This window comes from Sphingomonas leidyi, assembly GCF_011761945.1.
In the GTDB taxonomy this organism is placed as follows: domain Bacteria; phylum Pseudomonadota; class Alphaproteobacteria; order Sphingomonadales; family Sphingomonadaceae; genus Sphingomonas; species Sphingomonas leidyi.
Genome location: NZ_JAASQV010000001.1, coordinates 971,612 through 997,750, shown reverse-complemented (window position 1 = coordinate 997,750; position 26,139 = coordinate 971,612). Strand labels below are relative to the sequence as shown.

The following is a 26,139-nucleotide window of genomic DNA, read 5'->3' as shown; positions in this document are numbered from 1 at the left end:
ATGGCCGACCCGCCCCCGCCCGAGATCCTCTCCCGGAGCCTGCACGACATGCTGGCGCAGCTTCGCGACCCGGCCGCCGCGGAGGGGCTCTCGACGCGGAAATCGGACGGCTGGAGCCATCCGACACCTGGCGGTCTCGGCTTTCGCTACGAATATGACAGCAATGTCGCCAAGGGCGGATGGGAATTCTACGAGCTGCACAACGGCGTCTGCGTCGCTCTGGTCAACATGGTGGCGCGCCGCCAGCTCGCCCGAAGCCACCGGTGCGACGATTATCTCGCCTTGTCGGCGGTGCTCAACGGCAATGTCCGATTGACCGATGCGGCGGGCACCGACGGCGAGCTCGCCGATGGCTATTGCACCATCTACGGCACGGGCGGCGGGCGCAGCTTCGACACCGTCTACGAGGCGGGTGACCATCTGCGTTGGGTTACCCTGTACTTCGAACGCGGGCGCTTCTTCGAGCTTACCGGCCTGACCGAGAGCGACATCCCCGCCGATCTCGCCCAGTATGTCCGCAACGGCGGCGACTATCCCGTCCGCAACGTGCCGCTGTCGGAGCTCGCCTCGCTCACCGCGCATCAGCTCATCTCGCCGCCCTTCGCCCGCGCCTTTCGCGGCGCGTTCATGTCCGCCAAGGCGCTGGAGCTCGCCTGCCACATCCTGTTCGGCCTGTCCCAGCCGGACAGCGAGCAGTTCGGCGGCCGGTTCGAAGCGGAGGATCACCGGCGGCTCAAGCGGGCGATGCAGATCATCCGCGACAATATCGACCAGCAGATCAGCATCCATGAGATCGCCGAGATGGTGGGGATGACGCGCCACCGCCTGCAGATCGGCTTCCGCATGATCTATGGCGAGACGGTGGGCCGCATCCGCGACAAGCTGCGCATGGAGCTGGCGCTCGACCTCATCCGCGATTCCAGGATGTCGATGATGGAGATCGCACTGGAGACCGGATATGAGCATGCCGCAAGCTTCACGCGCGCCTTCAAGGCGGCGTTCGGCGTCTCGCCGATCCAGATGCGCAAGGTGGCGAACGACGAGCTGCGCGTGCGGCACCTGGCCTCCAGCCTGAAGCGCGGCGCCAAGCCGGCGAGCGAAGGGGATGACGATGCGGCCTGAGGCGCGCGGGGCGAGGATCCCGCGGGGCGCGATCGTGCTGCTGCTGAGCGCGATCTACGCCGTCAATTACATCGACCGGCAGATCCTCGCGATCATCCTGGAGCATATCAAGCACGAGTTCCGGGTTTCCGACACGCTGCTCGGGCTGCTGGTCGGTCCGGCCTTCGCGCTGTTCTACGCGACGCTGGGCATGCCGATCGCACTGGCCGCCGACCGGATGAGCCGGTCGCGGATCATCATCGCCTCGCTCGCCTGCTTCAGCGCGATGACGCTGGCATGCGGGCTGGTCGCGCGCTTCTGGCAGCTCGTCGTCGCGCGGATGCTGACGGGCGTCGGCGAAGCCGGCACCGGGCCGGCCTCGCAATCGATCATCTCCGATCTCTACGGCCCGTCCGAACGGGCGACGGCGCAGGCGATCTACGCCACCGGCGTCAATGTCGGGCTGATGATCGCCTTCTTCGCGGGCGGCTGGATCGCCGACGCCTATGGGTGGCGCGCGGCCTTTGTCGCCGCCGGCGTGCCCGGCCTGCTGCTCACCCTGCTGGCGATGGCGGTCCTGCGCGACCCGCCCCGGCCCGCGCCGGTGCAATCGCCATCGCCCACCGCCGCGCGGCTCGGCTTCCTGTGGCGGCAGCGCTCCTATCGCTACATCGTGCTGGGAACGGCGATGAGCGCCTTTTCCGGCTATGGCATCACGGCCTTTGTCCCCGCCTTCCTGATCCGCTCGCATGGCATGGGCTCGACCGAGGTGGGCCTGACATTCGCGCTGATCGTCGGGCTGGGCGGCGGGTTGGGCACCTATGCCTCGGGCCGGTTCGCCGACATCGCCGCGCGGCGCGGCGGCATCCATCGCAACCTGCTGGCGCCGGCCATCGCCGCCGTCATCTCGATTCCCTTCTGGGTGCCGTTCTTCCTGGCCGGCAACGTCGCGGTCGCGATCGCGGCGGCGGTCATCCCCGTCTCGCTCAGCGCCGCGTTCATCGGGCCGTGCATCGCGACGATCCAGACGATCACGCCGCCGGCAATGCGCGCGCGCGCCGCGGCGATCCAGCTGTTCGTCGGCAATCTGATCGGCCTCGGCCTCGGCCCGCTGGTGATCGGGGTGCTGAGCGACCTGCTGCGGCCGGTGTTCGGCGCGGATTCGCTGCGATACGCGATGTTCGCCGGCGTGGCAGCGGCGGTGGCCTCGATCCCCTTCTACCTGGTTGCCGCCCGCCATGTGCCCCAGGACCTGGAACGGCTGGACGGGCTGGACTAGCTGCCGCGCCGCAGCAGCCGCCCGGCGCAGTCGCCGGTCGCGCCTTTCGCCTCGCTATAGGCCAGCCGCCCGTTCACCCAGGTCGCGACGACGCCCGCCGACAAGCGGGTCGGCGCGGCGAAATCGGCACGATCGATGATGCGCGATGCGTCGAACAGGGTGAGATCGGCATAGGCGCCCGCCGCCACCATCCCGCGGCCGGCTATCCCGAAGGTATCGGCGGTCAGCCCGGTCATCTTGTGGACGGCGGTCTCGATCGGGAACAGCCCCAGATCGCGCGCATAATGGCCCAGCACGCGCGGGAACGTGCCCCACAGGCGCGGATGGGGCCGCTCGTCATGCGGCAGCCCGTCGCTGCCGATCATCGCCAGCCGGTGCGCCATGATGCGGCGCACCTCGCCCTCGTCCATCGAGAAATAGACTGCCCCCGCCGGCACCAGGCGCGCCGCCGCCTCCTGCAACGGAACCCGCCATTCGGCGGCGATCGCCGCGAGCGACTGTCCGGCGCGGCCCGGATGCGGCACCGACCAGCTCACCACCGTCTCGATATCGGGGCGCACCCATTCGGGGCGCAGCACGGTGCTGGATGCGCAATAGGGATAGACGTCCAGGCCGATGGGATGGTGGGTGGCGCAAGCGTCGATCATCGCCAGCGTCGCACGCGACTTGCCGAAATTCTCCGGGGCAGTGCATTTGTGATGGCTGATGACGATCGGCAGGCCGCCGGACACGCCGATGTCGATCGCTTCCGCGACCGCCGCCTCGACTGCGTTGCCCTCGTCGCGCAGATGCGTGACGTAGAGCCCGTTCCGCGCCGCCGCGCACCGGGCGAGCGCAACCAGTTCGTCCATCTCCGCGCCGCTGCCGGGAGCATACCAGAGCCCGGTCGACAGGCCTGCCCCGCCCTGTTCGAGCGCCTCGGCCAGCCGGGCCGCCATCCGCCCGACTTCCGCGGCGGTCGCCGCCCGCCCAGTATCTCCCCCCATCGCCTCGACCCTGAGCGGCATGTGGCCGACCAGCGCCAGCGCGTTCACCGCCGGCGGGGCCTCCGCCAGCTGCCCGGCATAGGCGGCGAAGCTGGGGAAGCGCCACCAGCGCGCGTCGCCGAGCAGGTCGAGCGGCGCGGGCGGGCGGCTGTCGAACGCGACCGGGGCCAGGCTGATCCCGCAATTGCCGACGATCACCGTCGTGACTCCCTGCGACAGCTTGCACAGCATCGCGTCCGCACCGCCGAGAATCAGCCGGTCGTCATGCGTATGCGCGTCGATGAAGCCCGGCGCGAGCGTGAGCCCCGCCGCATCGAGCTCCTCCCGCGCCCCGCCGATATTCCCGCCGATCGCGACTATTCGGTCACCCTCCACCGCGACATCCGCGACGGTGCCCGCCGCACCGGTGCCGTCGATCACCAGCGCGCCGCGAATGGCAAGGTCGATCACGCCTCCGCCTCCAGCCGATCGGCGTTCATGGTTTCCACCCAGCGGATCAGCGCGTCATCCCCCAGATGGTCGAGCGTCTCGCGGACCACCGGCGGCGGTTCGTCCTGGGCAAGCTTGAACCGCGCATCGACCTTCAGGATCGTCGCCGTGAACCCGATCACGCGATCGCGCAGCGCGGCGTAGCGGTGCGCGATCTCCGCCACGCGCCAGCGCTCCGGGCGGCCCTGCTCCATCTGGTGGACCAGCAGGTTGATCGCGCGATCGGTCAGATCCTCGCGCAGGGCGATGTCGGCGGTGAGCGTCGCGTTCACATAGATCCATGTCGGCGCCGAATCCCGATCGGCGTACCAACTCGGCGAGACATAGGCATTCGGCCCCTGGAACAGGATCGCCGCACGCGGCCGATCGCCGAGGCGCGCCACCAGCGGGTTCGTGCGCGCCATATGGCCCAGCAACAGCATCCCGCCATCCTCCGGCGGCAGCGTCAGCAGCGGCAGCTGGCTGCTCAGTACCTCGCCGGCTGGATCGACGCTCACCAGCCATGCCAGCGGGCACGTGCGCAGCAGTGTGGCGACATCCTCCGGCGAACGGGGCGCGAAAGGCGAATGCACTCGATGTTCCTCCGGATGCCAGGCCGGAGAGACAGCCACATCGCGCCGCGCCCCGCTTTGCAATCCGACCCGCGAATTCGCGAAACCGCGCGCCGGACTGCAAAGCCGGCCCGCGCCGCGCCTCTATGCCGGCAGCAGGGAGGAACCGCGATGAAAGTGGATGCACGAGCCGAACAATGGGAGATGGCGGAGCCGTTCCGCATCTCCGGCGAGACGTTCACCCATGCCGAGATCGCCGTGGTCACGATCGAGGATCGCGGCGTCATCGGCCGCGGCGAGGCATGCGGCGTCTATTATCGGGGCGACACCTCGGCGCGGATCGTCGAGCAGGTGACGCGGCTCGCGCCGATACTCGCGGAAGGCATCGATCGCGCCGCGCTTCAGCGCCTGCTGCCGGCCGGGGGCGCACGAAACGCGCTCGACGCCGCGCTCTGGGAAATCGAGGCGGGCCATGCCGGAAAGCCGGTATGGCAGCTCGCCGGCCTGTCAGGGACACGGTCGCTCCCCACCGTCTTCACGATCGGCATCGCTTCGCCGGGGGAAATGGCGCGGAAGGCGGCGGGCATGGCGCACGCGCGCCAGATCAAGCTGAAGCTGGAAGGCAATGGCGAGGACGGGGAACGGGTCAGGGCGGTGCGCGCGGCTCGCCCCGATGCCGCGATCGCCGTCGATGGAAACCGCGGCTTCGATCCGGATGGGCTCGATGCGATCATGCCGATATTGCGCGCGGCCGGCGTGACGCTGATCGAACAGCCCTTCGCGATCGGGCGAGATGCGGACCTGCGCCATGTCGACCGCGCCATCCCGATCGCGGCGGACGAGAGCGTCCAGGACAGCGACGATCTCGAGGGGCTGGTCGGCCTGGTCGACCTCGTCAACATCAAGCTCGACAAGTGCGGCGGCCTTACGCACGCGCTCGAAATGGAGCGCAATGCGCGCCGCATGGGCTTCGGCGTCATGGTCGGGAACATGACCGGCACGAGCTGGTCACAAGCCCCCGCCTTCATCCTCGGCCAGCGATGCGACCTTTGCGACCTGGACGGGCCCACGTTCCTCGCCCGGGATCGCACGCCGGGCGTCCGCTATGCCGACGGCCTGATTCATTGCCCGGATGCGATTTGGGGCGGCGGGCGCCGACGCGAACCGTAGCAACCGCGGCGAGACAGGCGGCTATGCCGGTGCGCCTGCCCGGGATACAGCCCGAATGCGGCCCGGCGCCGCGCATCGCCCACATACGGGAAACGGATATGGATTTCTCCCTGCTCCAGCGCACCAGCAAGATCGTCGACGAATGGCGCTATCCGGCGGCCGAACCCCGCAGGAGCGGGCTGTTGCAGGTCGATCACGATCCCGATCATCGCCTCTATTGGGAGGAATATGGCAATCCGGCCGGCGAGCCGGTCATCGTGCTCCATGGTGGTCCGGGTGGGGCCTGCGCGCCCGTCATGGCGCGCTATTTCGATCCCGGACGCTATCGGATCGTCCTGTTCGACCAGCGCGGCTGCGGCAAGAGCGAGCCGACCGTCGCATCCGCCGGCCCCGCGGTCGCGCTCGCCAACAACGCGACCCCGCATCTGATCGAGGACATCAACCGGTTGCGCGCGGCGCTGGGCATCGAGGGAAGGATGCACGTGTTCGGCGGAAGCTGGGGCAGCACGCTGGCAATGGCCTATGCGATCGCCCACCCCCATCACTGCGCCAACCTGATCCTGCGCGGCATCTTCCTGGGCGCGGCGGAGGATCTCGACTTCATGTATCAGGGCAATGCGGCGACGTTCGAGGATGCTCCGTTCGCCCTCACCGCGCCGGGCGCCTATGTCAGCTATCCCGAAGCGTGGCGCCGGTTCCTGGCCCCGATCGCCCCTGCCGAGCGCGGCGACGTGATGAAGGCCTATAAGGCGATCTTCGACCGAGTGCCGTCGACGAAGCAGGAGCGCGAGCGGCAATTGGCGGCGGCGCTGGCATGGTCGATCTGGGAAGGCACCATCTCCAATGCGATCCCCGACGTCGACGACAGCGGGAAGTTCGGCGAGGATGTGTTCGCCCTGTGCTTCGCGCAGATCGAAGCGCATTATTTCGCCAACGGGCTGTTCCTGGAACCGGACCACCTCGTCCGCAACGCTGCCACGCTGGCGAGCATCCCGGTGCATATCGTCCATGGGAGGTTCGACCTGGTCTGCCCGCTGACCCAGGCCTCGCGGCTGGCCGCCGCCTTGCGGGAAGCGGGCACCGAACCCGCGACCTTCGTGGTGACGAATGCGGGGCACAGCGCGATGGAACGCGAGAACGCACTCGCGCTGACTGCGATCATGGATGGTCTGCCCCCGCTCGATTGACCGCCGACGGGCGCCGAGGCGCCTTCCGGCCCTGAATCGATTTGCAGACGATCGACCGCTATCCCGCTGTAAGGAAACATGTTTCCTTCGCGGCAACGCCTCCGCACGGCTAACGCCCCCCGGGAAATCCCCCACGGCCTAGCATGTTGGAGCGCTGTAAGGCGGAAGGCATCGGGCGGGTTCCGCCGGATAGCTGTAAGCCTGCCCCCATGTCCTAATCCGGCCACCAGCAGTCGCTGGGACGGTAGGAGATGTATGATGAAGATTATTGCAATCGGCGCAGCAGCCCTGGCGGTACTCACGGCCGCTCCGGCCCTCGCCCAATCGTCGGGCTCCGGCAACATCGGCGGAGGTATCGGCGTGGGTGTCGGCGGTTTCACCAATGGCGGCATCAATACCGACTCGCTGAGCAGCACCAGCACCAGCGGAGTCAGCGGAACCATCAACAACGAGCTGTCGGCGTCGTCCGGCAGTGGTTTCGGCGGTACGATGAACATCAACAGCCTGCCCGGCGGCACCAGCTATGCGGTGGTCGGCGGAGTCGGTGACGCCGGCACCTCGATCAGCTCCAGCGTGAGCCCCTCGGGCGTCGGATCGATCACCAGCAACAGCTACAATGCCGGCGTCTATGGCGGCCTGACGCACGGAAACGCCGCGTTGAACATGCAGGTGATGAACTTCGGCGAGAGCGCCGGCGACTACAAGTTCACCGCCAACTTCAATGCGTCCAACACCACCAACGTGAATGCAGCGAGCATCGACTGGAACGCCGCAGGAGCAGTGGGACTGGTGGGGTTCGGGTTCGGCTCGCTCGGCTGGACCGTCGAATAGGAGGCTTACAGGCGGGGCGGCAGCCGCCGTCCCGCCTCCCTTTCCGTTCAGGAGTTCGATCATGAAGCACCTAGCAGTCGCGGCGACCCTCGTCCTGATGGTCAGTGCCACAGCCGCCAACGCCCAGCAGAACACGTCGGATACCGCCACGACCAACAGTGCGGTGACCGTCGAGGCGATCACCGGTCCGGTCAGCGAGGCTCCGGCCCACGAGACCGTCACCTATAGCGGGCATGAGTGGACCACCCCGAGCGTCCAGGGCAGCTATTTCGCCGGCGCCAATCCCTGCCTCATCGGCACGGGCGGCGGCATTGCGGGCGGGCCGATCGGAATCAACCTCAATTTCGGCCGCAGCGACGAAGGCTGTACGCGCAGGTCCGATGCCGCGGCATGGCATGCGATGGGCTTCGACAATGTCGCGGTCGCCCGGATGTGCCAGGATCGCAAGAGCGCCGATGCATTCTTCGCCGCCACGGGCACGACATGCCCCGGCGCCGATCCCGGCCGCTATCGGGCCGCCGATGGCAGCAAGGCGCCCATGGCCATGCTCGTCGCGAACAGCCGCGCGATCCCCGGGAACCCCAATGCCGGGCCGGTGGACCTGAACAATCCGGCGGTACAGGCGGCGATCCACGAGGAAGCCGCGCGCCTGGCACGCACGAACGCCTTCGCGCCGCAAGCGCCCAAGGGCATGCTTCCGCCGCCGCCGCCGCCGCTGCCCCAGCAATAGGGGCGGCAACGGGCCTTGTCTCAACCGGCGATGATGAAGGGAATGTCGAGGTGACCTTGGAGACCGAACCGGAACGCCAGCTGGATCATATGGGCGCGGTTGCGGGCACGAAGCTTCAGGCGAATGTTCTCGACGTGGCGATCCACGGTCTTCGGACTGATCTCGAGCCGTCTGGCGATTTCCTTCGCACAGAAACCGCCGGCGGCGAGATCGAGGACCTGCAGTTCGCGGGGAGTGAGATGGTCATAGGAATGCGCTCGTTCTTCCATGGTGCATTCTCCGATACTGGCCTCGCGCATGGTGCTTCCCTGAAGATCCAGCCATGCCGAAACTCGGCCAGCCCCTCGTGGGCGAGGCTGCTTACTCCAACCTTACGGGTATATGTCGGCCGATTGGGCGCTGTCTCAAATCCGCACAGGCCCCGCGCGGCCTTTCCGGGGGACACGGTCGGGGAATGGCGGAATTCCGCACTATCCCGGCCCACCGGGCAGCCATGTGGCTAGGGAGTTTTCCGGAGGGCGACAGCCGCCCCGTCACCACGCGAAGCCGCTTGTCGACGCGGCGCAACGCTACGATAGTCGTCCTCATGAGGTACACGCCATCCTGTCCGGCAATGGGACAGATGAAAGCCGTGGCGAAGGCGATGATCGAGCACGGCCACGTGGATACCGATCCGGCGCTTCCGACCGACCGCGCGCCCGCCGATACCTTCACCGGCGATCCTGACGGCATTTTGCCCCCGACATGTTCGGAGACGGATCCTGACTAGATGCGGCCCCTGGCCGCGACGGAGCGAGTTAGATGCGCTTGCTGATCGTAGAAGATGATGCGGACCTCGCCCATGCGATGGTTTCGGCATTTGCGAAGCGCGACGTGCGTTGCGACCTTGCCAGGACCGCGGGCGATGCCGAGCTCCTGATCCAGACCATCAACTATGCGGCCATCGTCCTCGATCTCGGTCTCCCGGACGAGAACGGCCTTGCCCTGTTGCGGCGCCTGCGCGCCTATAAGCGCATGGAACCAATTCTCGTGCTGACCGCACGCGGCGAGGGGGAGATGCGCGTCCAGGGACTGGATAGCGGTGCCGACGACTATATCGTCAAACCCTTCCTCTTTCCCGAACTGCATGCGCGGATCTGCGCGGTGCTCCGCCGGCAGGGCGGCTATGTCGAACATCTCCTCGCCGTGGGAGACCTGTCGCTGGATACCCGGACCCGCGAAGTGCGAGTGGGAGGCGAGCCTGCCGATTTTTCGGAACGCGAGGCCGAACTGCTCGAGCTGCTGATGCGTCGATCGGGCCATGTCCTCTCCAAGCGCGTCATCGAGGATCAGCTATTCGGCTCGGGGGACATGCTGGGCTCGAACGCAGTGGAAGTGTATATCCACCGGATCCGACGAAAACTGGACAGCGTTGCGGCACAGGTCAGGCTCAAGACCGTGCGCGGCATCGGCTACATATTGCTGAACTCGTGAAGGTTCACTTCCCCAGATCGATGTTCTGGCAGCTGTTCCTGTCTCAAGTCGTTCTCGTGCTGTTTCTGGCGGTGTTCCTGCCCATGTTGCTCGGATATCTTCTGAGCACGACTGCCGATCAGTTCGTAGCGGACAAGCTGAGGCATGAGGCTCTGATCATCGCAACGGGCAGCCCCATAAGATCGCAGGCTGGCGGCTTCACCTTCGAAGGCAGGCTCGGCGTCACCGATACCGGTGGCCTCGACTTCGAGTCCAGTTCGGGCCTGCCTCCGATCCCCCTTGCCGACCTCGAACGTGGCGACACGCCGATATTCTTCAAATATGGTCGCTATGACGTGGTGACTCTCCCGGCCCCCCGGCCCGGGCGCCAGGAATGGATCGTCGTCGCGCAGGATCGAACCTTTCCCAATCATATCGTCGACGATGTGGTCACGACCTTTCTCGAGCGTTCCGGCTGGATCGTTCCGGCCTCCCTGTTCGCCTCGCTGATCATCGGGCTTCTCATCCTGGGTCGCGTGACGGGCAGGTTTCGGCGAATGGCCCGCCAGGCCGATGCGATCGGCCTGGACCATATCGGTCGCCGTCTGGAGCCGACGAGCGTTCCCCTCGAAGCCGTTCCTCTGGTGCACGCCACCAATAACGCCCTCGACCGCCTGGAAGCCGGCTATCGTTTCCAGGGCGAGTTCATCGGCAATGTCGCTCACGAATTGCGTACGCCGCTGGCGCTTATCTCGCTGCGTCTCGAAGCGCTCGACCCTTCTCCCGAACGCGACGCCGTGCAGTTGGGCGTCGAGCGGGCCAATCGCGTGGTCCAGCAGCTGATGGACCTGGCGATCGTGGACCGCCACCATCCAAGGGTCGAGATATTCGATCCCGTGGCGCTTGCCGGCGAAGTGGTCAGCGTGATGGCGCCGCTCGCGCTTCGCCGGGATCACGATATCAACTTCACGGCGCCCACCGGCGTTCATGCCTGGGTAGAAGGCATAACCGGACTGGTGCAGATCGCGTTGACGAACCTGATCGACAACGCCGTTCGCCACACGCCCGCGGGCTGCACGGTTTCGGTCCGGGTCGAGCAGGACGGCAGCATGGTCGTGGCGGATGACGGCCCTGGCTTCACCGTCGAGATCGTGGCCAAGCAGATCAAGCGCTACCGAAAGGAGGGCGCCAATCGAACCGACAGCGCCGGCCTGGGACTGTCCATCGTGGAGCGGATCATGACGGCCTGCGGCGGCACGCTCGAGATCGACAATCTCGCTCCGAATGGAACGCGATGCGTCGTCAGGCTCCGGGCAGTGCCCCCTCCCCCCGACACCATCGCCCCCAGCGGCCCGGCAAGGCCACGCAGGAAGCAGGCATGGCAATTCGCCCAGAAATCGATCGTCGCCTCCGACGCCGATCGGGATGCGGGACGAGGCGCCCCAGGCTCGATTTGAAGGCAAGGATCGGAGTGCGGCGGATCGACGCCGCCGGCAGGGCGTTCGCGATGCCGGAAAGATGCGCATATGGCTGACCTGTTCACTCCGCTGCTCGCGGAGGAACCCGCACGCGAAGCCCTTGCCGATGGTGCGATGCTCCTGCGCGGACTGGCACTGCCGTTCGCGTCGGCGCTGATCGAGGCGATCCATGGCATCGCCGCCATTTCGCCCTTCCGGCACATGGTCACGGCGGGCGGCCATGCCATGTCGGTCGCCACGACCAACTGCGGCGCGGCCGGGTGGGTCAGCGATCGGAGCGGCTATCGCTACGACGCGATCGACCCGGAAACCCGCAAGCCATGGCCGGAGATGCCCGAATGCTTCGCGGCGCTGGCGGAACTGGCGGCGATACAGGCCGGCCATGCGCAATTCCGGCCGGACGCGTGCCTGATCAATCGCTATGTGCCCGGCGCGCGCCTGTCGCTGCATCAGGACCGGAACGAGCGGGACTTCGCGCAACCGATCGTCTCGGTTTCGCTCGGGCTGCCCGCCATCTTCCGGTTCGGGGGGATCAGGCGCAACGATCCGGTACGCAAGTTCGCCCTGCATCATGGCGACGTCGTCGTCTGGGGCGGGCCGGCGCGCCTTCGCTTCCACGGCGTGGCGGAGCTGAAGGACGGCTTCCACGACCAGTTGGGCCGGCAGCGCATCAACCTGACCTTCCGACGCGCCCGCTGAACGCGATCGAACCCATTGTCGCAGGTTCGAGAGCAAGGACCGGAGTTCGGCAAGCCTGAGCGCCCGATATCGATGCTCCCGAGGCACCACAAGGAGCGCATGCCATGACCCTGACGACCTTGGAGAATATGGCGGCGCGGGTCGCCGGCCATGATTGGCCGGCCGCTACCCGGGAGCTGGACGGCCAGGGTTCGGCGATATTGCCCGGGCTGCTCGCCCCGGGAGCGTGCCGCGCGATCGCGGCATCCTATTCCGACGAGAGCCGCTTTCGAAGCCAGGTGCACATGGCCCGGCACGGGTTTGGCAAGGGCGAGTATCGCTACTTCCGCTACCCGCTGCCCGATCTCGTCGGCGAATTGCGCGCGGCGCTATATCCGCGCCTGGCGGACCTCGCCAATGCGTGGAACGACCGTATGGGCATCGACGTGCGATATCCCGCCGACCATGCATCCTTTCTCGAACGATGCCATGCGGCTGGCCAGCGTCGGCCGACGCCGCTCCTCCTGCAATATGGCCCCGGCGACTATAACTGCCTCCACCAGGATCTCTATGGCGCGCACGTCTTTCCGATCCAGGTGGCGATCCTGCTTTCCGAGCCGGGAGTGGATTTCACCGGGGGCGAGTTCGTGCTGACCGAGCAGCGGCCGCGCATGCAGAGCCGGGCCGAGATAGTTCCGCTGCGACAAGGCGATGCCGTCGCATTCGCCGTCCATCATCGCCCGGTACAAGGCACGAGGGGCACGTATCGCGTCAATCTGCGCCATGGCGTGAGCCGCGTGCGGTCCGGCACGCGCCACACCCTGGGGATCATCTTCCACGACGCGACATAGGGCCGGGGCGCCCGCCGCTCAAAGGCAGCGGGGATCCCTGACGGGCGCGTCGCTGCCGCGGGTGAGCCAGCGGCCATCGGGCGCCCGGTACTTCTCGCCCGCCACGGTGCGGGCGATCAGGTTGCAGCCGGTGACGAACGCCATCTGCTCGACCGTCGAACTCGCCGCCGCCTGCTGGGTATATTGGCGCTTCCGCTGGATGTTGATGTTGTTCACCATTGCCTGAAGCTCGGCCGTCGGGCTGCCGACGATGCCGAGATAGCCATCGGGCTGCTCGCCGACGAGCCCGGCCTGGCGCGCCGCCTGATAGGCGGGATCCCGCTGCGCGAAGGCAGGCGCGGCGATGGCAACCGCGAGCGCCGCGGCCAGGCTGAAGGTGGGAAGCAACTTGCGCATCAGAATATCCCCGGATGGTCCTGGATTATGGCCTTCGCCTTGTTGTCGAGACGATAGACCACTTCCTGGGTAATCGAAATGTTGAGGTTGATGACGATCGGTTTGTCGGGCGCGGTCACGTTCACGCAACCGCCCGCGAGCATCGCCGGTGCCGCTCCAAGGTACCCGATCCAGTGTGGCAACGCCTGTATCATGCTTCGAAGCTGCATATTCTTGCCTTTCATGGGACAGGGGCGCTTTCTCGGGGCTGAACGGCGGGCTTGGCGCCTTCCTGTGCACGATTCTGCTCCTCGATCAATGACGGCAGGTTGCGCTCGATGAGGCGGCGCGGATCATACCAGGACTGGATGGAGTCCAGCAGCTGGCGGAAGGGCGCGCTGATCCGCACGTTGAACACCAAGGGCAGCCGCGCCAGCCTGCGGATCAGGAAGTTCGATTTCGTGCCCTTGCCCTGGCTCACGCCCGAAAAGCCGATGTCCGTGATCATCTCCCCGGCCAGCGGGCCGTTCATCCGGATGGTGAGATCCTTGTAGTCCAGCGATTTCAGCGCCTGAAACGCCATGTTGCCCCAGAAGCCGACATCCTGCCGCGATACCTCGCCGACATAGGCGATGTGCCCGCCCGTCCGGGCGCGGAGTTCGCCGCCTTCGATCCGCCCGCCCCGCGCGTCGAAGATCATCGGCAGGGTGCCGTCGAAGGTTCCGGTGGCATCCAGATTGTCGAAGGCCATCTCCTTCAGGAACAGCGCCGCGTCGGCGCCCTTCACATGGAAGGTGAGCCGCCGCTCGCCCGCCACGTCGAAATCGAGGACGGTGGGATCCAGGACGAGCTCGCCGCCCGCGAAGGGCCAGCGGGCACCTTCCACTCGCACGCGGCGGCTGTCGAGCAGCTGATAGCGCAGCACGCCGCCGCGCACCGGAACGCCCGGATTGATCTCGGCTATATTGGCTGTCTGCCCCGGCGCGCTGCGCAGGTTCAGCAGGTCGGTGAAGTCGAGCTGCGTCGTGAGCCCCTGCACCGGGCCGAAGGCCGCAGCCAGGGCGACATCGGTCGCCGTGAAATGGCCGGTGCTGGCGACCGTGTCGCCCGACCAGCCGAACCGGCCGGTCCCGGCGACGAGCCCGTCCACATCGGCGATCACGCCATAGGTCAGCGAAGTGAGATCGCTGGGCTGAAGGCCGTCCATATGGAAGCGGATGCCGGGCACGTCGAGCAGGGCCTGTCCTTCCGCGCGGGCCAGGTCATGCGCGATCTTCACCGTCCCCACGGGCAGCTGGTGCTTGGGGCTGACGAATGCGGCTTGCGCGTCGATCTTGCCGTCGTGCAGGCGCAAGCTGCCGTTCGGCGCCGCCAGGGGCTCGAAGCGCGCCGCCGCCTCCGCGTCGGCAAGGGTGAAACTGCCCCGCAGCAAGAAGTCACCGTTCTCGACATGCCAGCTGCCCTTGCCTTCCGAGAGCTGCAGCGGCACCGCGCCGATCTGGCCGCCGAGCGCGTCGAATTCCCCGCTCAGGCCCGAGCGGAAGCTGCCATCCAGCTGGCCGATATCGAGGCGGGTCGGCCGATCGCCCCCCAGGCGCGCCGCAGCCCTGGTGACGGTGAACCGGCTGGCGGCCAGATCGAGCTGTGCCGCTTCCGCCGCAACGCGCAAGGCGCTGTCGCCCACGCTGCCCTTCAGTTCCGGCTGTGCGAGCCGAATACCGCCGGCGAGCCCGTGCGGCCCCCATCGGACCATTGCCGGCCCGAGCGGGCACAGCTTGAGGCGATCGCCGTCCAGGACGGCACCGCCCATCGCCACATGCGAAAAGCCGATCATGCTGCACTGGGGGTTCACCGCGAGCATCTGCGCATCCCAGTGCACCAGGAGCGGCATCGACAGCCCGTCGACGCGCCCGCCGCGCACCGGCCCCGACAAGGTCATGGCGGTCCGTACGTCCCCAGCCGTTCCGCGCACGCTGAAATCGAGGCCCGAGAGTTCGAGCCGGGCGCCGTCGGCGACATAGGGGCGCACCAGGCCGGTGCCGCGCAGTTCGCGGCTCCCCGGCCGGCGGGACAGGCGGACCGCCGCATCCGGCAGTCCGCCGCCGCCAAGCGAGAGCTGCCCCGCGAGATCGAGCCCGCCATCGCGCAGGTCGAGCCCCAGCCCCGTATCCTGGCCGAAACGCAATCGCGCTCCCGAGCGCGCGGCAAGGTCCAACCGGCGCACGCGGAGCGTGGTCCGATCGGCATGCATCGCGAGCTCGAGAGCCGCGGATCCGCCAAAGGCGCGGCCGGCTTCGCCCATGGCGTGCACGAGCCGGCGGACCAGCGGCGCGACCGGCGTTCCCTGCCCGACATTGCCATAGCCCGCGACCCGGCCGAGCAGGGACGCGGGCAATGCCGCTCCCTCCAGGGCGACCTCGCCCTGGAACGCAGCGGTTCCGCCGAATGCATAGCGGCCGGATATCGCCGCCGAACCCGCGCTGACCTGCGCGGCGGCAAGCGCGCCGGAGCGCAGCGCGACGCTGCCCTCCGTACGGGCGCCATCCCCATCGAACCCGATGCCGCCACGCAACCGGCGCAACTGCCCCAAAGGCGAATCCATGGCCGCGGCATCCAGGTCGGCACTGCCCTTCCAGCGTGCCAGCGATGCTTCCAGCGCCGCCCGGACCGCGACACGGAGCTGAGTCACATGGGTATCCGCGCAGGCGATCCGCGCTGCCTGGACCGGGCCGTCGAGGTGCGGTGCCCCGTGCCTGATGCCCACCTGCATCCTGGCCGCGACACCCTCCAGGGCGCAGTCCGCGATGCGCAGGCGGGAGGCGTCGGCCCGCAGCGTGCCGGCAAAGCCGTCGGCCAGCATTCCCTTGCCGCTGAGGCCGAGCACGACCAGGCCGCCGCCGGTGTCGAGCCGGAGCTGGGCGTCGGCGACATCCACGATCAGGCGGGGCAGCGAGAATGGCTTGCCCGATGGCGGCGGCAGCAGCCGGTCCAGCGATCCCATCGAAAGCGCGCCGTTGACGATCCGGCCCCTGGCCCGGACCTTGCCCGCCTTCGCCACCAGCACCTCCGCCCGCCAGGGGTAGAGCGACGTACGCAGCTCGATCCAGTCCGCGACGAGGTCGGGGTCGCGCGGGTCGCCGATCGACACGTTGACCAGCCGTTGCCGCCAGGGCGACAGCTGCTCGATCTCATATCGGGCGGGAACGCCGCGCCTGGCCAGTTCGCGATCGACGAAGCCGCGCGCGATCGTGCGGCGCTGCAGCCATGCCGCCCCCACCGCCACGGCCAGGAGGACCAGCAGACCGATGGCCGCACGGCGCCAACGCCATGGCGCGCGCGGAGCAGCCGCTCGCGCGCTTCCGGCGTCCGCTTCTTGGTCACTAAGGTCCACGCCCGCTCCAGCCAACAAGCGCCCATTCGGTTGCGGCGCCGCGATCTCCTAGAGTATTTTCATCCCCCAAAGGTTCCGTCAAAGGCAAGCGGCACGGGAATTCGTCGGCCACGACCTTGCCTCTGCTCCATGCGCTATGCCGGCATCGCCGCCATGGCAGGAGGAACGTCCAGGGCCTCGCGCAGGGCGGGCTGGCGGGAGCGGCTGACGGGCAGCGGCGCTCCTTCGCTCAGATATAGCCGCCACCGATCGCCGTCGCGCTCGAGGCGTTGCGCCTGGGCCAGGTTGGCGATCGCCGAGCGGTGGATGCGCAGGAAGCTCCCCGGCAGTTGCGCCGCCAGGCCGTCGAGGCGCGCGGCATGCAGCAGGCTGCGGCCGCCGACCAGCCGCAGCTCGACATAGTCGTCGGCGCCCACCACGGCCAGGATCTCGGCGATCGGCACCAGCTCGACGCCCCGCGCCGAAGCCACGGTCAGGCGGTCCGGGCGGCTGACGGCGCGGGTAAGGGCAGCCTCGCGGCCGCGATCGTCCCGGCCGAGCCGAACGACTTCGACCATCAGCAGCGGCAGCACCAGGCCGGCGGCGAGCAGGAAATAGGAGAGATCGGCCAGCCATTCGGGAAATGCGAGGGCCAGGGCGAGGAACAGCGCCAGATAGGCTAGGGCCGGCCGCGCGCCGGGAACCCGCAGGCGCACGCCCGCCGCAGCCGGCACGACGGCAAGCGCAACCCCCAGGATCAGCGCCCAGGCCGTCTTGATGTCGAAGCCCGGAAGCAGCGCCGTGGCACCGATCACGCCGACGGCCAGGCCGATCATCGGCGCGCGGGCCCTGGGGAAGAACCGGGTCGTGACATAGGCCACCAGCAGAAGCGCGAAACTGGCCGCCAGCACCCAGATGGCGCTCATTCGCCAAGCATGCAGGGGATAGGAATAGTCGAACAGCGTCCGCATGCTCTCGACGATCGCCTGCAAGGTGGCGACCGCGGCCATGCCGGCCAGGATCAGGCTCGATCCGGTGCGGCGCATGGCATGGATGGCGCCGAAGCCGAACACAGCGGCCAGCAGGCTGCCGGCCGCAAGGAACGTGACGGCCAGCGGCGCGACGCGTTGCGGACGGGGATAGGGCAACACGGCCAGGGCGCTCATCGGGCGGGCGAAATGCAGGCCGCCATGAAAGGACGACAGATGCAGTACCAACTGGTTCCCGCCGGGCTGCCAGGCGCCTTCGCGGATCGGGAAGATCGCCTGGTAGCGGCCGGGGATTTCGGCCTGCGCCGTGGCGCCCGGGCGGCCGTTGATGCCCAGGTGCCGGCCGTTGAGCCAGGCCTCGGACGAGGCGACGCCCGCCACATAGAGGACGCGCGGCCGGGCGTCGGCCGGGGCGCCGAGGACGGCGCGGATCCAGAGCTCGCGGCCCTGCGGGTCGACGAAATCCTGAATCGGGTGGCAATCGCGCAGCAGCGGGCCCGCCGGACCGGCCGCGCCGCGACAGGCTTGCCACGAAATGCCCTGGGCCCGGGCCGGGATCACGAAGCCCATCAGGAGGATGGTGAGGAACAGGATTCGCCGCATGCGCCCCCTCTAGGGCTCCACTCGCCGAGATGCACCGCCATTCGCCGATGATCGGCTGTCGTTGACCGAAGCGGGGTGGCGGTCGGCACCGCGAGCGGCTCAGCCATCGGCATGACCTGCACATCGCTCAATCGCCGCGGCCTGCTCGCCGCCGCCGCCATCGCCCTTCCCGCCCTGGCGTTCGCTCGCGTCTCGGCGCAGACCGCGCCTCCGTCGCAGGCCGGCCCCTTCCGCTTCAAGGGCTGGCGCGACGCGGAGACCGATGCCGAAAGAGGCTTCTTCGAAGTACCCGAGGATCGCCGCGATCCCCGTTCGCGCAAGATCCGGCTCGGCTATGTCCGGTTCCCCTCGACGGCGGCCAGGCCGGGCCCGCCGATCATCTACCTGGCCGGAGGACCCGGCGGCGAGGCGACCGGCGCGGCGACCGGGCCGCGCTTTCCGATCTTCATGGCCCTGCGCGCCGTGGCCGACGTCATCGCCTTCGACCAGCGGGGCACCGGCCTGTCCAGCACCATCCCGGAGCGGCCCGCCTCGACGCGTCCCGCGCCGGAATTCACCGAAGCCGGGCTGACCTCCTATTTCCGTTCGGAACTCCAGAGCGCCTGGGCCGACTGGACCAAGGCCGGCGTGGCCATGGCCGGCTACAATACCGAGCAGAGCGCCGACGATATCGACGATCTGCGACGGCATCTGGGCGCGGAGAAGATCGACCTCTGGGGCACCAGCTATGGCTCGCACCTGGCGCTCAGCGTGCTCAAGCGGCATGGCGACAGAGTGAACCGCGTGGCTCTGTCCAGCCTGGAAGGCCAGGACCAGACGGTGAAGCGGCCGGCACGGATCGATGCCTATCTGCGCCAGGTGGACGCGCTGCTCGGCACCGACCCGGCCGCCCGTGCGGCGGTGCCGGACCTGTCGGCCCTGATGCGCCGCGTGCATGCCCGGATGGAAGCGCAGCCGGCCTTGACCGCGGTCACGCTGAACGGCGCGCCGGCCGAGATCCGGATGGGCGGCTTCGGCGTGCAGATGCTGGCGAGCGGGCTGATCGCCAATCCCCGCACCCTCGCCATGCTGCCGGGCCTCTATCTGGCACTGGATGCCGGCAAGACCGCGGCGCTGACGCCGTTCCTGGGCGACGTGGCCGGCCTGCTGAACCTGCGGGGAATGCCCGAGGCCATGGATCTGGCGTCCGGAATATCGCCGCGCCGGCTGGCCCTGATCCGGCGCGAGGCGCGGACCGCCGTGCTGGGCGAGGCGCTGAACTTCCCCATGCCGCAGCTGATGGGCGCCATCCCGGGCGTCGACCTGGGCGACGGCTTCCGCGCCGCGATCCGCATCGACCACCCCGCCCTGCTGATTGCCGGATCGCTGGACGGCCGCACGCCCCTGGCCGAGCAGGACGAAGTGGCGGCGCAGTTCCGGCGCAAGTCCCGGCTCGTCGTCGAGAATGCCGGCCACAACGTCTTCGAGGCGCATCCCGAGGTGCAGCCCCTGCTGGTGCGCTTCTTCCGCGGCGAGGCCGTGGCCGACACCCGGCTGACGCTGCCGCCGCCGAAGTTCCAGGTGGCTTGATCGGGCGGGGTGCCGCGCGGCCGGCACCCCGTCTCCGGACGGCGCTTCAGAAATTGTATCTGAGCGTCGCCCGCGCATTTCTCGGCTCGCCATAGACGAAGCCGGGGAACCAGCTGTTGCCGCTGTAGAAGGTCCGGTCGAACAGATTGTCGACGTTGAGCTGGAGCGACAGCTGCCTGGTCATCTCGTAGCGGGCCATGAGATTGACGATGGCATAGGCGGGCTGGCCGATCGGCTCCACGATGCCGGTGCCCGGATTCTGCGCGGTCACCGGCGGCCGGCTCTCCCATTTGAGCGCTCCGCCCAGGCTCAGTCCGTCGAGCGCGCCGGCAAGGGCGTATTTGGTCGCCAGGTTGAACGCCCGGCGCGGCTGGTGCGCAAGCACGTCGACGCCCTGGGCGTCCTTTGCGCTATAGTCGCTCCAGCCCAGGCTGAGGTCCCATTGCCGGGTGACCTTGCCGACGACTTCGAGCTCATATCCCTTGGCGACGGTCCCCGTCGCCCCGCGATAGGCCGGGTTGGACGTACCGGGCACGAACTGCCCCGGATCCGGAACGGCGAGATTGTCCTGCTCGATGCGGTACACGGCCGCCGTCGCCAGGAGCTTGCCGCCCAGCAGCAGCGCCTTCAGGCCGGCCTCGTAATTCTTGCCTTCCAGCGGATTGAGCAGGCGCCCGTTGCGGTCGCGGACATTGCCCTGCGGCTTGAAGATCTTGGTATAGCTCGCATAGGCGGACAGGTTGTGGGTGATGTCGAGGACCAGCCCCGCATAGGGCGTGAGCACGCCCTTGTAGGTCAGCCGGTAGGCCGGGCTCGTCCCCGCGGCCTCCTCGTTGCGCCGGAAATAGCTCAGCCGCCCGCCGCCGATGAGCTTGAGCGGGCCGACCAGGCCGATCCGCGTCGTGGCGAAAAGCGCGGCCTGGGTCGTGGAACCGCGGCTGGACACGTAGCGCGGCCCCCAGGCCGGCTGGGCGAGCGTCCCGTCCCAATGGTTGAAATCGGCGATCGGATCCATCGCGACGGGATCTCGGTTGGACCATCCGTCGGTGAGGCGATTCACCATCGCGCCGACGGCCAGGTCGTGCTCGCCGCCAAGCAGCGAAAACGGGCCGCTGGCCTGGATGCTGCCGTTCCATTGCTCGGGATCGGCCTTGAACCAATAGGCCGAGGTGGCCATGCCGGCACCGGTCACCCGGTTGGGCATGCCATCGAGCCACAGCAGCCGCGATTCCTCCAGCCCCTTGTGGTAGCCGAGGTCGCCGCGGATGCTCCATTTCCCGCCAAGGTCGTGCGTGAGGGTGGCGAAGCCCGAAATCTCCGTGGTGTTCCAGAAGCCCCAGTCGGTGCCGGTGGTCTTGGAGCGCGGCCAGCGCGTCCGCGTGCCGTCGGTATACCAATAGGGAAGCTGCGCCCACATCACGCCGTCGCGGTCGTCGCGCTGATAGCTGGCGCCGACCGACAGCTTCGTGCGCGGACCGAGATCGGCGTCGACCACCCCATAGAGGACGAGGCCCTTCTTCTCCTCGCGATCGACGAAGCCGTCCTGCCGATAGGCCTGGACGACGGCGCGCACGCGCACCGTTCCGGCGGCATCGAGCGGCGACTGCACGTCCACGGTTCCGGCGAAGCGGTTCCACGATGCCGCTTCGAGGCTGACCTGACCGGAGAAGGCGTCGGCATCGGCGTGCTTGCGGATCAGGTTGACGACCGCGGAAGGATCCCCTGCCCCATGCATCAGGCCCGCTGCGCCGCGCACCAGGTCCACGCGCTGGTAAATCGCGGTGCTCGTCTCGCCGAAGCCGACATTGCCGTTGGCGAACGGCGCACCGTCGAGCTGGAAGTTCTGGACCTCGAAGCCCCGCGCGGAGATCGCGCTGCGGCCGCGATCGATGTCCTTCTTGGAAATGCCCACGGCGAAATCGAGCGCGTCGTTGATCGAGATCAGCGCCTGGTCGTCGATCTGCTGCCGGGTGATGACGCTGATCGTCTGCGGCGTCTCGATCGGCGTGAGGTGCAGCCCGGTGGCGGTGGTGGGCTGGTCGCTCCGGCCATAGCCCGTGACGACGATGCCCTCCCCGGTCTCTTCCTCCGCTGCGGTGCCCTGCTGCGGGGCGTGCTGGGCGTGGAGCGACGCCGGCATGAACATTGCGGCAGAGCCGGCCAGCAGCAAATGAAACGAACGGCGCATCATCGTCCCCCTTCTTGTCTTTCGCCGCGCCTCATCCTTCCCTCCGTCCCGGATGCAGCCGCGATCGCTCCCGCCGGAATGGAGCCGTCGCCCTGGGGCGGATCGGCAGATCCGGGAGATGGAGCGAGCGTGAACCGTTCGCGAAGACGGAAGCGATGATTCGCGTTCCCGATGCGCGCCACTAATGCGATTAATTAGCAATTGCAAATCTGCAAATGCCGGAGCGGGGCCCCCGCGTTACCGGGTGCCGCAGGGCCGCGCGCCGGCCGACCTCAAAGCCACACCGCCCGCAGCCGGGTCATGAAGCCCTCGTCCCAGGTGGGGGAAAAGGCATTGGTGGCGAAGGCGAAGCCGCAGGACCCGCCCGGATCGAGCGCAAGATAGGCGAAGCAGCTGCCCGTGGAGCCGGCATGCCATAGCAGCAGCCGCCCATCCGTCGGCCGCTCGACGCACCATCCGAGCGCATAGTTCCAGTCGACCCCCGGCTCGGGGTCGCAGCCGACCGGGCGATAGAGCGTTCCCAGCACCCCCGCCTGCGCGGCCGGATCGGCAAGCAGGCGCAGATGCGCCGCACCGTACCGCGCGAGATCGACGATCCGCCCATGGACGTCGCCGGACGGACGGACGATATCCAGATCGTCGACGGCCCGCTTGCCCGGCTTCAGCGCCACCCATTTTTCGCCCCATAGCGCGTGCCGGTGCTCGACCGGCTGCGAACCGTCCTGCGGGGGCCGGTCGAATCCCGCGCCACGCAATTCGAGCGGATCCAGCACATATCTGCGCATCAGGGTGCGATAATCCTCGCCGGTCGCGGCCATGGCGATCGCTCCGGCCAGGCCATAGCCGAGATTGGAATATTGGAAATCGCCGTCGCGCTGCGGCCGCGATGCGCGCAGCGCGTTGCCGAGCAGCCGGGCGGACGTCCGCCCGGGATCGCCGCCGAGAAGCAGATATCGCACCAGTCCCGGCCGCGACGGATCGGCGGGCAGGCCGGCACGATGCGCGAGGAGGTCCAGCAGCGTGACGTCCTGGAGCGCACCGGCCCGCGCATCGGGCATTGCGGCCAGGCCCTCGCCCACCGTCATGTCCCAGCGCAGCACGCCCGCCTCGACCAGACGCGCGATCATCAGGCTGGTCATGGATTTGCCGATCGAACCATAATGCCAAAGGTCCTCGATCGTCGCGGCCGTCCCGCCGAGCTGACGGATGCCGCGCACCGCGGTGACGACTTCGCCACCCGCATCGAAAACGGCGCACGCCGCCGCGGGCAAATCAAAGGCATCGCGGAACAGATCCAGCCTCGCCGTCATCGGCTGCGACGATGCGGGGGCCGGCTGGGAGGACGATGACATGGCAGCTTTCCTGATCGTGAAGGCGATCCGCCGAAACGGTCGCGCGGCGAGTCGCCGCCTCTCAGGATGGTCATCCTTCATTGCGTGGAGAATGCGTGGAGCCTCTGCGAAGCGAATGCGAAGGCGCGACCGCGCGCCGCCCTCCCCTCTCCGACGATCCATCGCGCGCGCGAGGCACAACCCGTCCGCGGCCTCGATCCGCCGGACGGATTGCCAGCCGGCACGAAGGCCCGCGCCTGCACAAGGTCTCCACACCCTCTAGCCGCGGCCTGCACGATCGCCCGGCACCGCTCCCATGCTCTCACGGAGAACGCGCAATGAAGGCGAGACTGCAGGTTGGAACGATCGGGTCGTCACCGTGGTGACGCGGGGCGGTTCGCCGCCGCTCCGATCGATCGCGCATGGAGCGGCGGGCGGACCGGGATCGCTATCGATGCGGGCCAGCGGCCTTCCCGCTTGGCGCAACCGGCGCTATCGGACGGGGCGGCCGCGACGATCTGCGGCTGGTTGCCGGCACGCGGATGCGGTTCCGAGGGGCCGCGTCCGCAACCGGCCACCGCCTCCATCATTTCTCCACATGATCTTCACGCGCCCCGAATAACCAGGTCACAGGATGGCGGACATCCTTCATTAGGCAGAATATCGTGGAAAATGCCCTGATCCTCATCGTCGAGGACGAACCCCAGATTGCCCGTATCCTGTGTTCCTATCTGGAGCGCGAGGGATACCGGACCGTGACCGCCCAGGACGGAGAGGTCGCGCTGATCCATCACCAGTCGCTGAAGCCCGATCTCGTCCTGCTCGACGTCGGCCTGCCGAAACGGGACGGCTTTTCGGTGCTGGCCGATCTCCGCGCGCGCGGCATGACTCCGGTCATCATGACGACTGCGCGGGCGGAGGACCTTGACAAGCTTTCCGCGCTGCGGATCGGTGCCGACGACTATGTCGTGAAACCGTTCAATCCGCTTGAGGTGGTCGCGCGGGTAAAGGCCGTGCTGCGCCGCTCGGCCGGTGCGGGCGCCGATCAATCGCTGATCCGGTTCGGCGCGCTGCAGCTCGATACCTTGAGCTATACCGCGGCGGTATTGAACGATGCGGCCACGATCCCGCTCGACCTGACGCTGACCGAGTATCGGTTGCTCTCGCACATGCTCCGGGCGCCGCGCCGCGTGTTCGACCGCGCCGAACTGGTCGATGCCTGCCTGCCCGAGGGGAATGCGCTCGAACGGACCGTGGACAGCCATATCAGCAACCTTCGCCGCAAGCTCGACCGGGCCGGCATGACCGGTCTCTGCGTCGTGGTGCGCGGCGTCGGCTATCGGCTGGCGGCATCATGATCGCCGCGTTGCGCGCCCGCCTGCGCCGCCGCTGGCCCATCGCGCGCCAGCTGGCGACGGCGCTGGTCGTGATCGTCATCACCAATTGCGTGCTGATCTTCGTGGCGATGACGCTATGGACCAGCAACGAAGAGCGCCTGATCAAGGAGAACGCATCGCCTGCCGCCCAGCGCGCCCTCGCCGCGCTGGAGGCCGGCCGGGTGCCCGATTTCAACGGAATCGACAAGGTCATCAAGGAGCTGGACGAACTGACGGACACGGTCAATCAACGCGGCAATACCGCGCTGCTGATCTGCCTCCTGTTCGTCGCGATATGCGATTTCGTCCTCGGCAGCATCTTCCTGGCCAAGCTGGCACGCGCCCTGAACGACGTCGCGTTCAGCGCCCGGCGCCTGGCCGATGGCGACTTGTCGGCGCGGGCGCCGCTGGTGCGCTGGGCCTCGGTGGAGGAAGCGCAGCTCATCGACGACTTCAACGCCATGGCGCAATCGCTGCAGCGCGCGGAGCGGGAGCTCGCGGAAAGCACGGCTGCGATCGCCCATGAATTGCGCACGCCGCTCACCATCCTGCGCGGGCGCATCCAGGGGACCATCGACGGGATATTCGCGCGCGAAGAGGAAGAGATGCGGTCCCTGCTGCTGCAGGTGGAAGGGCTGGGGCAGCTGGTGGACGATCTCCAGACCATCAACCTGGCCAAATCGGACCGCATGATCCTGAATCCCGACCATATCGACCTCGCCCTGGAGGTGGAGCGGGTCATCGCCCTGATCCGGCCCGATCTGGAGGCGGCGGGATTGGAGCCGGTGCTTCTCCTTCGGCCGACCGCTGTCGTCGCCGACGCCGCCCGGATCCGCCAGATGATCGGAGCGGTCCTTTCGAATGCGCAGCGTTATGCCGCCGGAAGCGGTCCGCTACGCATCAGCACCGCACGGCATGGCGGCTGGGCGGTGCTCGAGATCGTCGATCACGGCCCCGGGCTGCCGGAGGAGGCCATGGACAAGGCCTTCGACCGGTTCTGGCGCGCCGAAACATCGCGCGCGCGGCACAGCGGGGGCAGCGGCCTCGGCCTTTCGGTCGTTCGCGCCATTGCCGAGGCGCATGATGGAACCGCGACATTGGCGAACCATGATGGCGGCGGCGCGATCTTCACCTTGCGCCTGCCGGCAGGCATCGCGCCCGATACGGCCTGATCCGCAGGCCCTGGCCTCCTTGGACAGAGGCTCGCGGAAAGCCGCCCCATGTTGCCGAAATCGAGTATCGCGACAATTCGTACAAATAATCGTACAATTTTCTCAAAACCGCAGCATTCGCGGCCTAGATCAGCGCATGGACGGGGCGATGCGGGGTTTCATGATCGCATGAAGAGATCGGCCACAGAACGCCGTGTGGATCATGGTGCAAAGTCGTGAGCGAAGGAGAGCGTAGCCGTGCGGTGGCACTTTCACTGATGCGAATGGCATTGGCGCTGCTCGATCGGTACGGCGATCCCGTCGCAGCCGCGCGATTGCAATATGCGATCGACACGGAAGAGGAAGTGCCGGACCACGCACCTTCCGCGGATCGAAACACTTGA

Annotated in this window: 22 protein-coding genes and 1 pseudogene; 14 read left to right on the top strand and 9 right to left on the bottom strand. The window is 68.0% G+C overall.

Annotated features, from left to right (window positions below; all coding sequences use genetic code 11):
- Together FHR20_RS04935 and FHR20_RS04930 are read left to right on the top strand one after the other, a co-directional pair.
- Complete coding sequence (locus FHR20_RS04935) at positions 1 to 1,122, top strand: helix-turn-helix domain-containing protein (RefSeq protein ID WP_167298473.1); 1,122 nt, start codon at positions 1 to 3, stop codon at positions 1,120 to 1,122.
- The gene (locus FHR20_RS04930) at positions 1,106 to 2,380 is read left to right on the top strand and encodes a spinster family MFS transporter (protein WP_167298472.1); all 1,275 of its coding nucleotides are present in this window, start codon (positions 1,106 to 1,108) and stop codon (positions 2,378 to 2,380) included. The genes FHR20_RS04935 and FHR20_RS04930 overlap by 17 nt, the downstream gene beginning before the upstream one ends.
- On the opposite strand, the gene FHR20_RS04925 is transcribed toward FHR20_RS04930, so the two are convergent.
- Together FHR20_RS04925 and FHR20_RS04920 are read right to left on the bottom strand one after the other, a co-directional pair.
- The gene (locus FHR20_RS04925) at positions 2,377 to 3,816 is read right to left on the bottom strand and encodes an amidohydrolase family protein (RefSeq protein WP_167298471.1); all 1,440 of its coding nucleotides are present in this window, start codon (positions 3,814 to 3,816) and stop codon (positions 2,377 to 2,379) included. The two genes, FHR20_RS04930 and FHR20_RS04925, sit on opposite strands and share 4 nt — an antisense overlap.
- Positions 3,813 to 4,427: an FMN-binding negative transcriptional regulator gene (locus tag FHR20_RS04920; RefSeq protein ID WP_167298470.1), complete on the bottom strand. Its 615-nt coding sequence runs from the start codon at positions 4,425 to 4,427 to the stop codon at positions 3,813 to 3,815. The genes FHR20_RS04925 and FHR20_RS04920 overlap by 4 nt, the downstream gene beginning before the upstream one ends.
- 150 nt (positions 4,428 to 4,577) lie before the next feature.
- Between FHR20_RS04920 and FHR20_RS04915 the strand changes: the two genes are divergently transcribed.
- The 4 genes from FHR20_RS04915 to FHR20_RS04900 all read left to right on the top strand — a co-directional run bounded on the left by FHR20_RS04915 (position 4,578) and on the right by FHR20_RS04900 (position 8,324).
- Positions 4,578 to 5,576 (top strand): dipeptide epimerase, encoded by a 999-nt coding sequence (locus FHR20_RS04915; RefSeq protein WP_167298469.1) that lies wholly within the window; start codon positions 4,578 to 4,580, stop codon positions 5,574 to 5,576.
- A 98-nt stretch (positions 5,577 to 5,674) separates the two neighbouring features.
- Positions 5,675 to 6,763, top strand: coding sequence for a prolyl aminopeptidase (gene pip / locus FHR20_RS04910; protein ID WP_167298468.1), 1,089 nt, complete (start codon positions 5,675 to 5,677; stop codon positions 6,761 to 6,763).
- A 258-nt stretch (positions 6,764 to 7,021) separates the two neighbouring features.
- On the top strand, positions 7,022 to 7,594 hold the full coding sequence (locus tag FHR20_RS04905; RefSeq protein ID WP_243857123.1) for a hypothetical protein: 573 nt from the start codon (positions 7,022 to 7,024) through the stop codon (positions 7,592 to 7,594).
- A gap of 61 nt (positions 7,595 to 7,655) precedes the next feature.
- The gene (locus FHR20_RS04900) at positions 7,656 to 8,324 is read left to right on the top strand and encodes a hypothetical protein (RefSeq protein ID WP_167298466.1); all 669 of its coding nucleotides are present in this window, start codon (positions 7,656 to 7,658) and stop codon (positions 8,322 to 8,324) included.
- A gap of 20 nt (positions 8,325 to 8,344) precedes the next feature.
- Here FHR20_RS04900 and FHR20_RS04895 read toward each other — a convergent pair.
- Positions 8,345 to 8,665: pseudogene (locus tag FHR20_RS04895) on the bottom strand (helix-turn-helix domain-containing protein); the annotation flags it as partial.
- 290 nt (positions 8,666 to 8,955) lie between these two features.
- Between FHR20_RS04895 and FHR20_RS04890 the strand changes: the two are divergent.
- The 5 genes from FHR20_RS04890 to FHR20_RS04870 all read left to right on the top strand — a co-directional run bounded on the left by FHR20_RS04890 (position 8,956) and on the right by FHR20_RS04870 (position 12,783).
- Positions 8,956 to 9,093, top strand: a complete 138-nt coding sequence (locus FHR20_RS04890) for a hypothetical protein (protein ID WP_208413402.1) — start codon at positions 8,956 to 8,958, stop codon at positions 9,091 to 9,093.
- Between the two features lie 32 nt (positions 9,094 to 9,125).
- Positions 9,126 to 9,797 (top strand): response regulator, encoded by a 672-nt coding sequence (locus FHR20_RS04885; protein WP_167298464.1) that lies wholly within the window; start codon positions 9,126 to 9,128, stop codon positions 9,795 to 9,797.
- 20 nt (positions 9,798 to 9,817) lie between these two features.
- A complete protein-coding gene (locus FHR20_RS04880) occupies positions 9,818 to 11,233 on the top strand; it encodes a sensor histidine kinase (protein ID WP_167298463.1) in 1,416 nt (471 codons plus the stop codon).
- A gap of 69 nt (positions 11,234 to 11,302) precedes the next feature.
- Positions 11,303 to 11,953, top strand: coding sequence for a DNA oxidative demethylase AlkB (gene alkB / locus FHR20_RS04875; RefSeq protein ID WP_167298462.1), 651 nt, complete (start codon positions 11,303 to 11,305; stop codon positions 11,951 to 11,953).
- Positions 11,954 to 12,081: 128 nt separating this feature from the next.
- On the top strand, positions 12,082 to 12,783 hold the full coding sequence (locus tag FHR20_RS04870) for a 2OG-Fe(II) oxygenase (protein WP_208413510.1): 702 nt from the start codon (positions 12,082 to 12,084) through the stop codon (positions 12,781 to 12,783).
- Positions 12,784 to 12,801: 18 nt separating this feature from the next.
- Here the strand turns inward: FHR20_RS04870 and FHR20_RS04865 are convergent, their stop codons facing one another.
- From FHR20_RS04865 to FHR20_RS04850, 4 genes are all read right to left on the bottom strand, one after another.
- The gene (locus FHR20_RS04865; RefSeq protein WP_167298460.1) at positions 12,802 to 13,179 is read right to left on the bottom strand and encodes a YdbL family probable chaperone protein; all 378 of its coding nucleotides are present in this window, start codon (positions 13,177 to 13,179) and stop codon (positions 12,802 to 12,804) included.
- On the bottom strand, positions 13,179 to 13,373 hold the full coding sequence (locus FHR20_RS04860; protein WP_167299375.1) for a YnbE family lipoprotein: 195 nt from the start codon (positions 13,371 to 13,373) through the stop codon (positions 13,179 to 13,181). Before FHR20_RS04860 ends, FHR20_RS04865 begins: the two co-directional genes overlap by 1 nt.
- Before the next feature lie 26 nt (positions 13,374 to 13,399).
- On the bottom strand, positions 13,400 to 16,549 hold the full coding sequence (locus tag FHR20_RS23120; RefSeq protein WP_167298459.1) for an intermembrane phospholipid transport protein YdbH family protein: 3,150 nt from the start codon (positions 16,547 to 16,549) through the stop codon (positions 13,400 to 13,402).
- Between the two features lie 134 nt (positions 16,550 to 16,683).
- Positions 16,684 to 18,120: a LytTR family DNA-binding domain-containing protein gene (locus tag FHR20_RS04850; RefSeq protein WP_167298458.1), complete on the bottom strand. Its 1,437-nt coding sequence runs from the start codon at positions 18,118 to 18,120 to the stop codon at positions 16,684 to 16,686.
- 111 nt (positions 18,121 to 18,231) lie between these two features.
- Here FHR20_RS04850 and FHR20_RS04845 point away from each other — a divergent pair, with 111 nt between their 5' ends.
- Positions 18,232 to 19,689, top strand: a complete 1,458-nt coding sequence (locus FHR20_RS04845; RefSeq protein WP_167298457.1) for an alpha/beta hydrolase — start codon at positions 18,232 to 18,234, stop codon at positions 19,687 to 19,689.
- A 46-nt stretch (positions 19,690 to 19,735) separates the two neighbouring features.
- On the opposite strand, the gene FHR20_RS04840 is transcribed toward FHR20_RS04845, so the two are convergent.
- Positions 19,736 to 21,877, bottom strand: a complete 2,142-nt coding sequence (locus FHR20_RS04840; protein ID WP_167298456.1) for a TonB-dependent siderophore receptor — start codon at positions 21,875 to 21,877, stop codon at positions 19,736 to 19,738.
- Between the two features lie 272 nt (positions 21,878 to 22,149).
- Entirely contained in the window at positions 22,150 to 23,229 is a 1,080-nt protein-coding gene (locus tag FHR20_RS04835; protein ID WP_167298455.1) for a serine hydrolase domain-containing protein, read from the bottom strand.
- Positions 23,230 to 23,873: 644 nt separating this feature from the next.
- Between FHR20_RS04835 and FHR20_RS04830 the strand changes: the two genes are divergently transcribed.
- Complete coding sequence (locus FHR20_RS04830) at positions 23,874 to 24,566, top strand: response regulator (RefSeq protein ID WP_167298454.1); 693 nt, start codon at positions 23,874 to 23,876, stop codon at positions 24,564 to 24,566.
- A complete protein-coding gene (locus FHR20_RS04825) occupies positions 24,563 to 25,756 on the top strand; it encodes an ATP-binding protein (RefSeq protein WP_167298453.1) in 1,194 nt (397 codons plus the stop codon). Before FHR20_RS04830 ends, FHR20_RS04825 begins: the two co-directional genes overlap by 4 nt.
- Positions 25,757 to 26,139 lie beyond the last annotated feature (383 nt).

Excerpts from the sequence above, each read along its gene's own strand:
- FHR20_RS04935 (WP_167298473.1), top strand. The coding sequence starts at position 1 with ATGGCCGACCCGCCCCCGCCCGAGATCCTCTCCCGGAGCCTGCACGAC.
- FHR20_RS04930 (WP_167298472.1), top strand. The coding sequence starts at position 1,106 with ATGACGATGCGGCCTGAGGCGCGCGGGGCGAGGATCCCGCGGGGCGCG.
- FHR20_RS04915 (WP_167298469.1), top strand. The coding sequence starts at position 4,578 with ATGAAAGTGGATGCACGAGCCGAACAATGGGAGATGGCGGAGCCGTTC.
- pip (WP_167298468.1), top strand. The coding sequence starts at position 5,675 with ATGGATTTCTCCCTGCTCCAGCGCACCAGCAAGATCGTCGACGAATGG.
- FHR20_RS04905 (WP_243857123.1), top strand. The coding sequence starts at position 7,022 with ATGAAGATTATTGCAATCGGCGCAGCAGCCCTGGCGGTACTCACGGCC.
- FHR20_RS04900 (WP_167298466.1), top strand. The coding sequence starts at position 7,656 with ATGAAGCACCTAGCAGTCGCGGCGACCCTCGTCCTGATGGTCAGTGCC.
- FHR20_RS04885 (WP_167298464.1), top strand. The coding sequence starts at position 9,126 with ATGCGCTTGCTGATCGTAGAAGATGATGCGGACCTCGCCCATGCGATG.
- FHR20_RS04880 (WP_167298463.1), top strand. The coding sequence starts at position 9,818 with ATGTTCTGGCAGCTGTTCCTGTCTCAAGTCGTTCTCGTGCTGTTTCTG.
- alkB (WP_167298462.1), top strand. The coding sequence starts at position 11,303 with ATGGCTGACCTGTTCACTCCGCTGCTCGCGGAGGAACCCGCACGCGAA.
- FHR20_RS04870 (WP_208413510.1), top strand. The coding sequence starts at position 12,082 with ATGGCGGCGCGGGTCGCCGGCCATGATTGGCCGGCCGCTACCCGGGAG.
- FHR20_RS04865 (WP_167298460.1), bottom strand. The coding sequence starts at position 13,179 with ATGCGCAAGTTGCTTCCCACCTTCAGCCTGGCCGCGGCGCTCGCGGTT.
- FHR20_RS04860 (WP_167299375.1), bottom strand. The coding sequence starts at position 13,373 with ATGATACAGGCGTTGCCACACTGGATCGGGTACCTTGGAGCGGCACCG.
- FHR20_RS04850 (WP_167298458.1), bottom strand. The coding sequence starts at position 18,120 with ATGCGGCGAATCCTGTTCCTCACCATCCTCCTGATGGGCTTCGTGATC.
- FHR20_RS04845 (WP_167298457.1), top strand. The coding sequence starts at position 18,232 with ATGACCTGCACATCGCTCAATCGCCGCGGCCTGCTCGCCGCCGCCGCC.
- FHR20_RS04840 (WP_167298456.1), bottom strand. The coding sequence starts at position 21,877 with ATGCGCCGTTCGTTTCATTTGCTGCTGGCCGGCTCTGCCGCAATGTTC.
- FHR20_RS04835 (WP_167298455.1), bottom strand. The coding sequence starts at position 23,229 with ATGTCATCGTCCTCCCAGCCGGCCCCCGCATCGTCGCAGCCGATGACG.
- FHR20_RS04825 (WP_167298453.1), top strand. The coding sequence starts at position 24,563 with ATGATCGCCGCGTTGCGCGCCCGCCTGCGCCGCCGCTGGCCCATCGCG.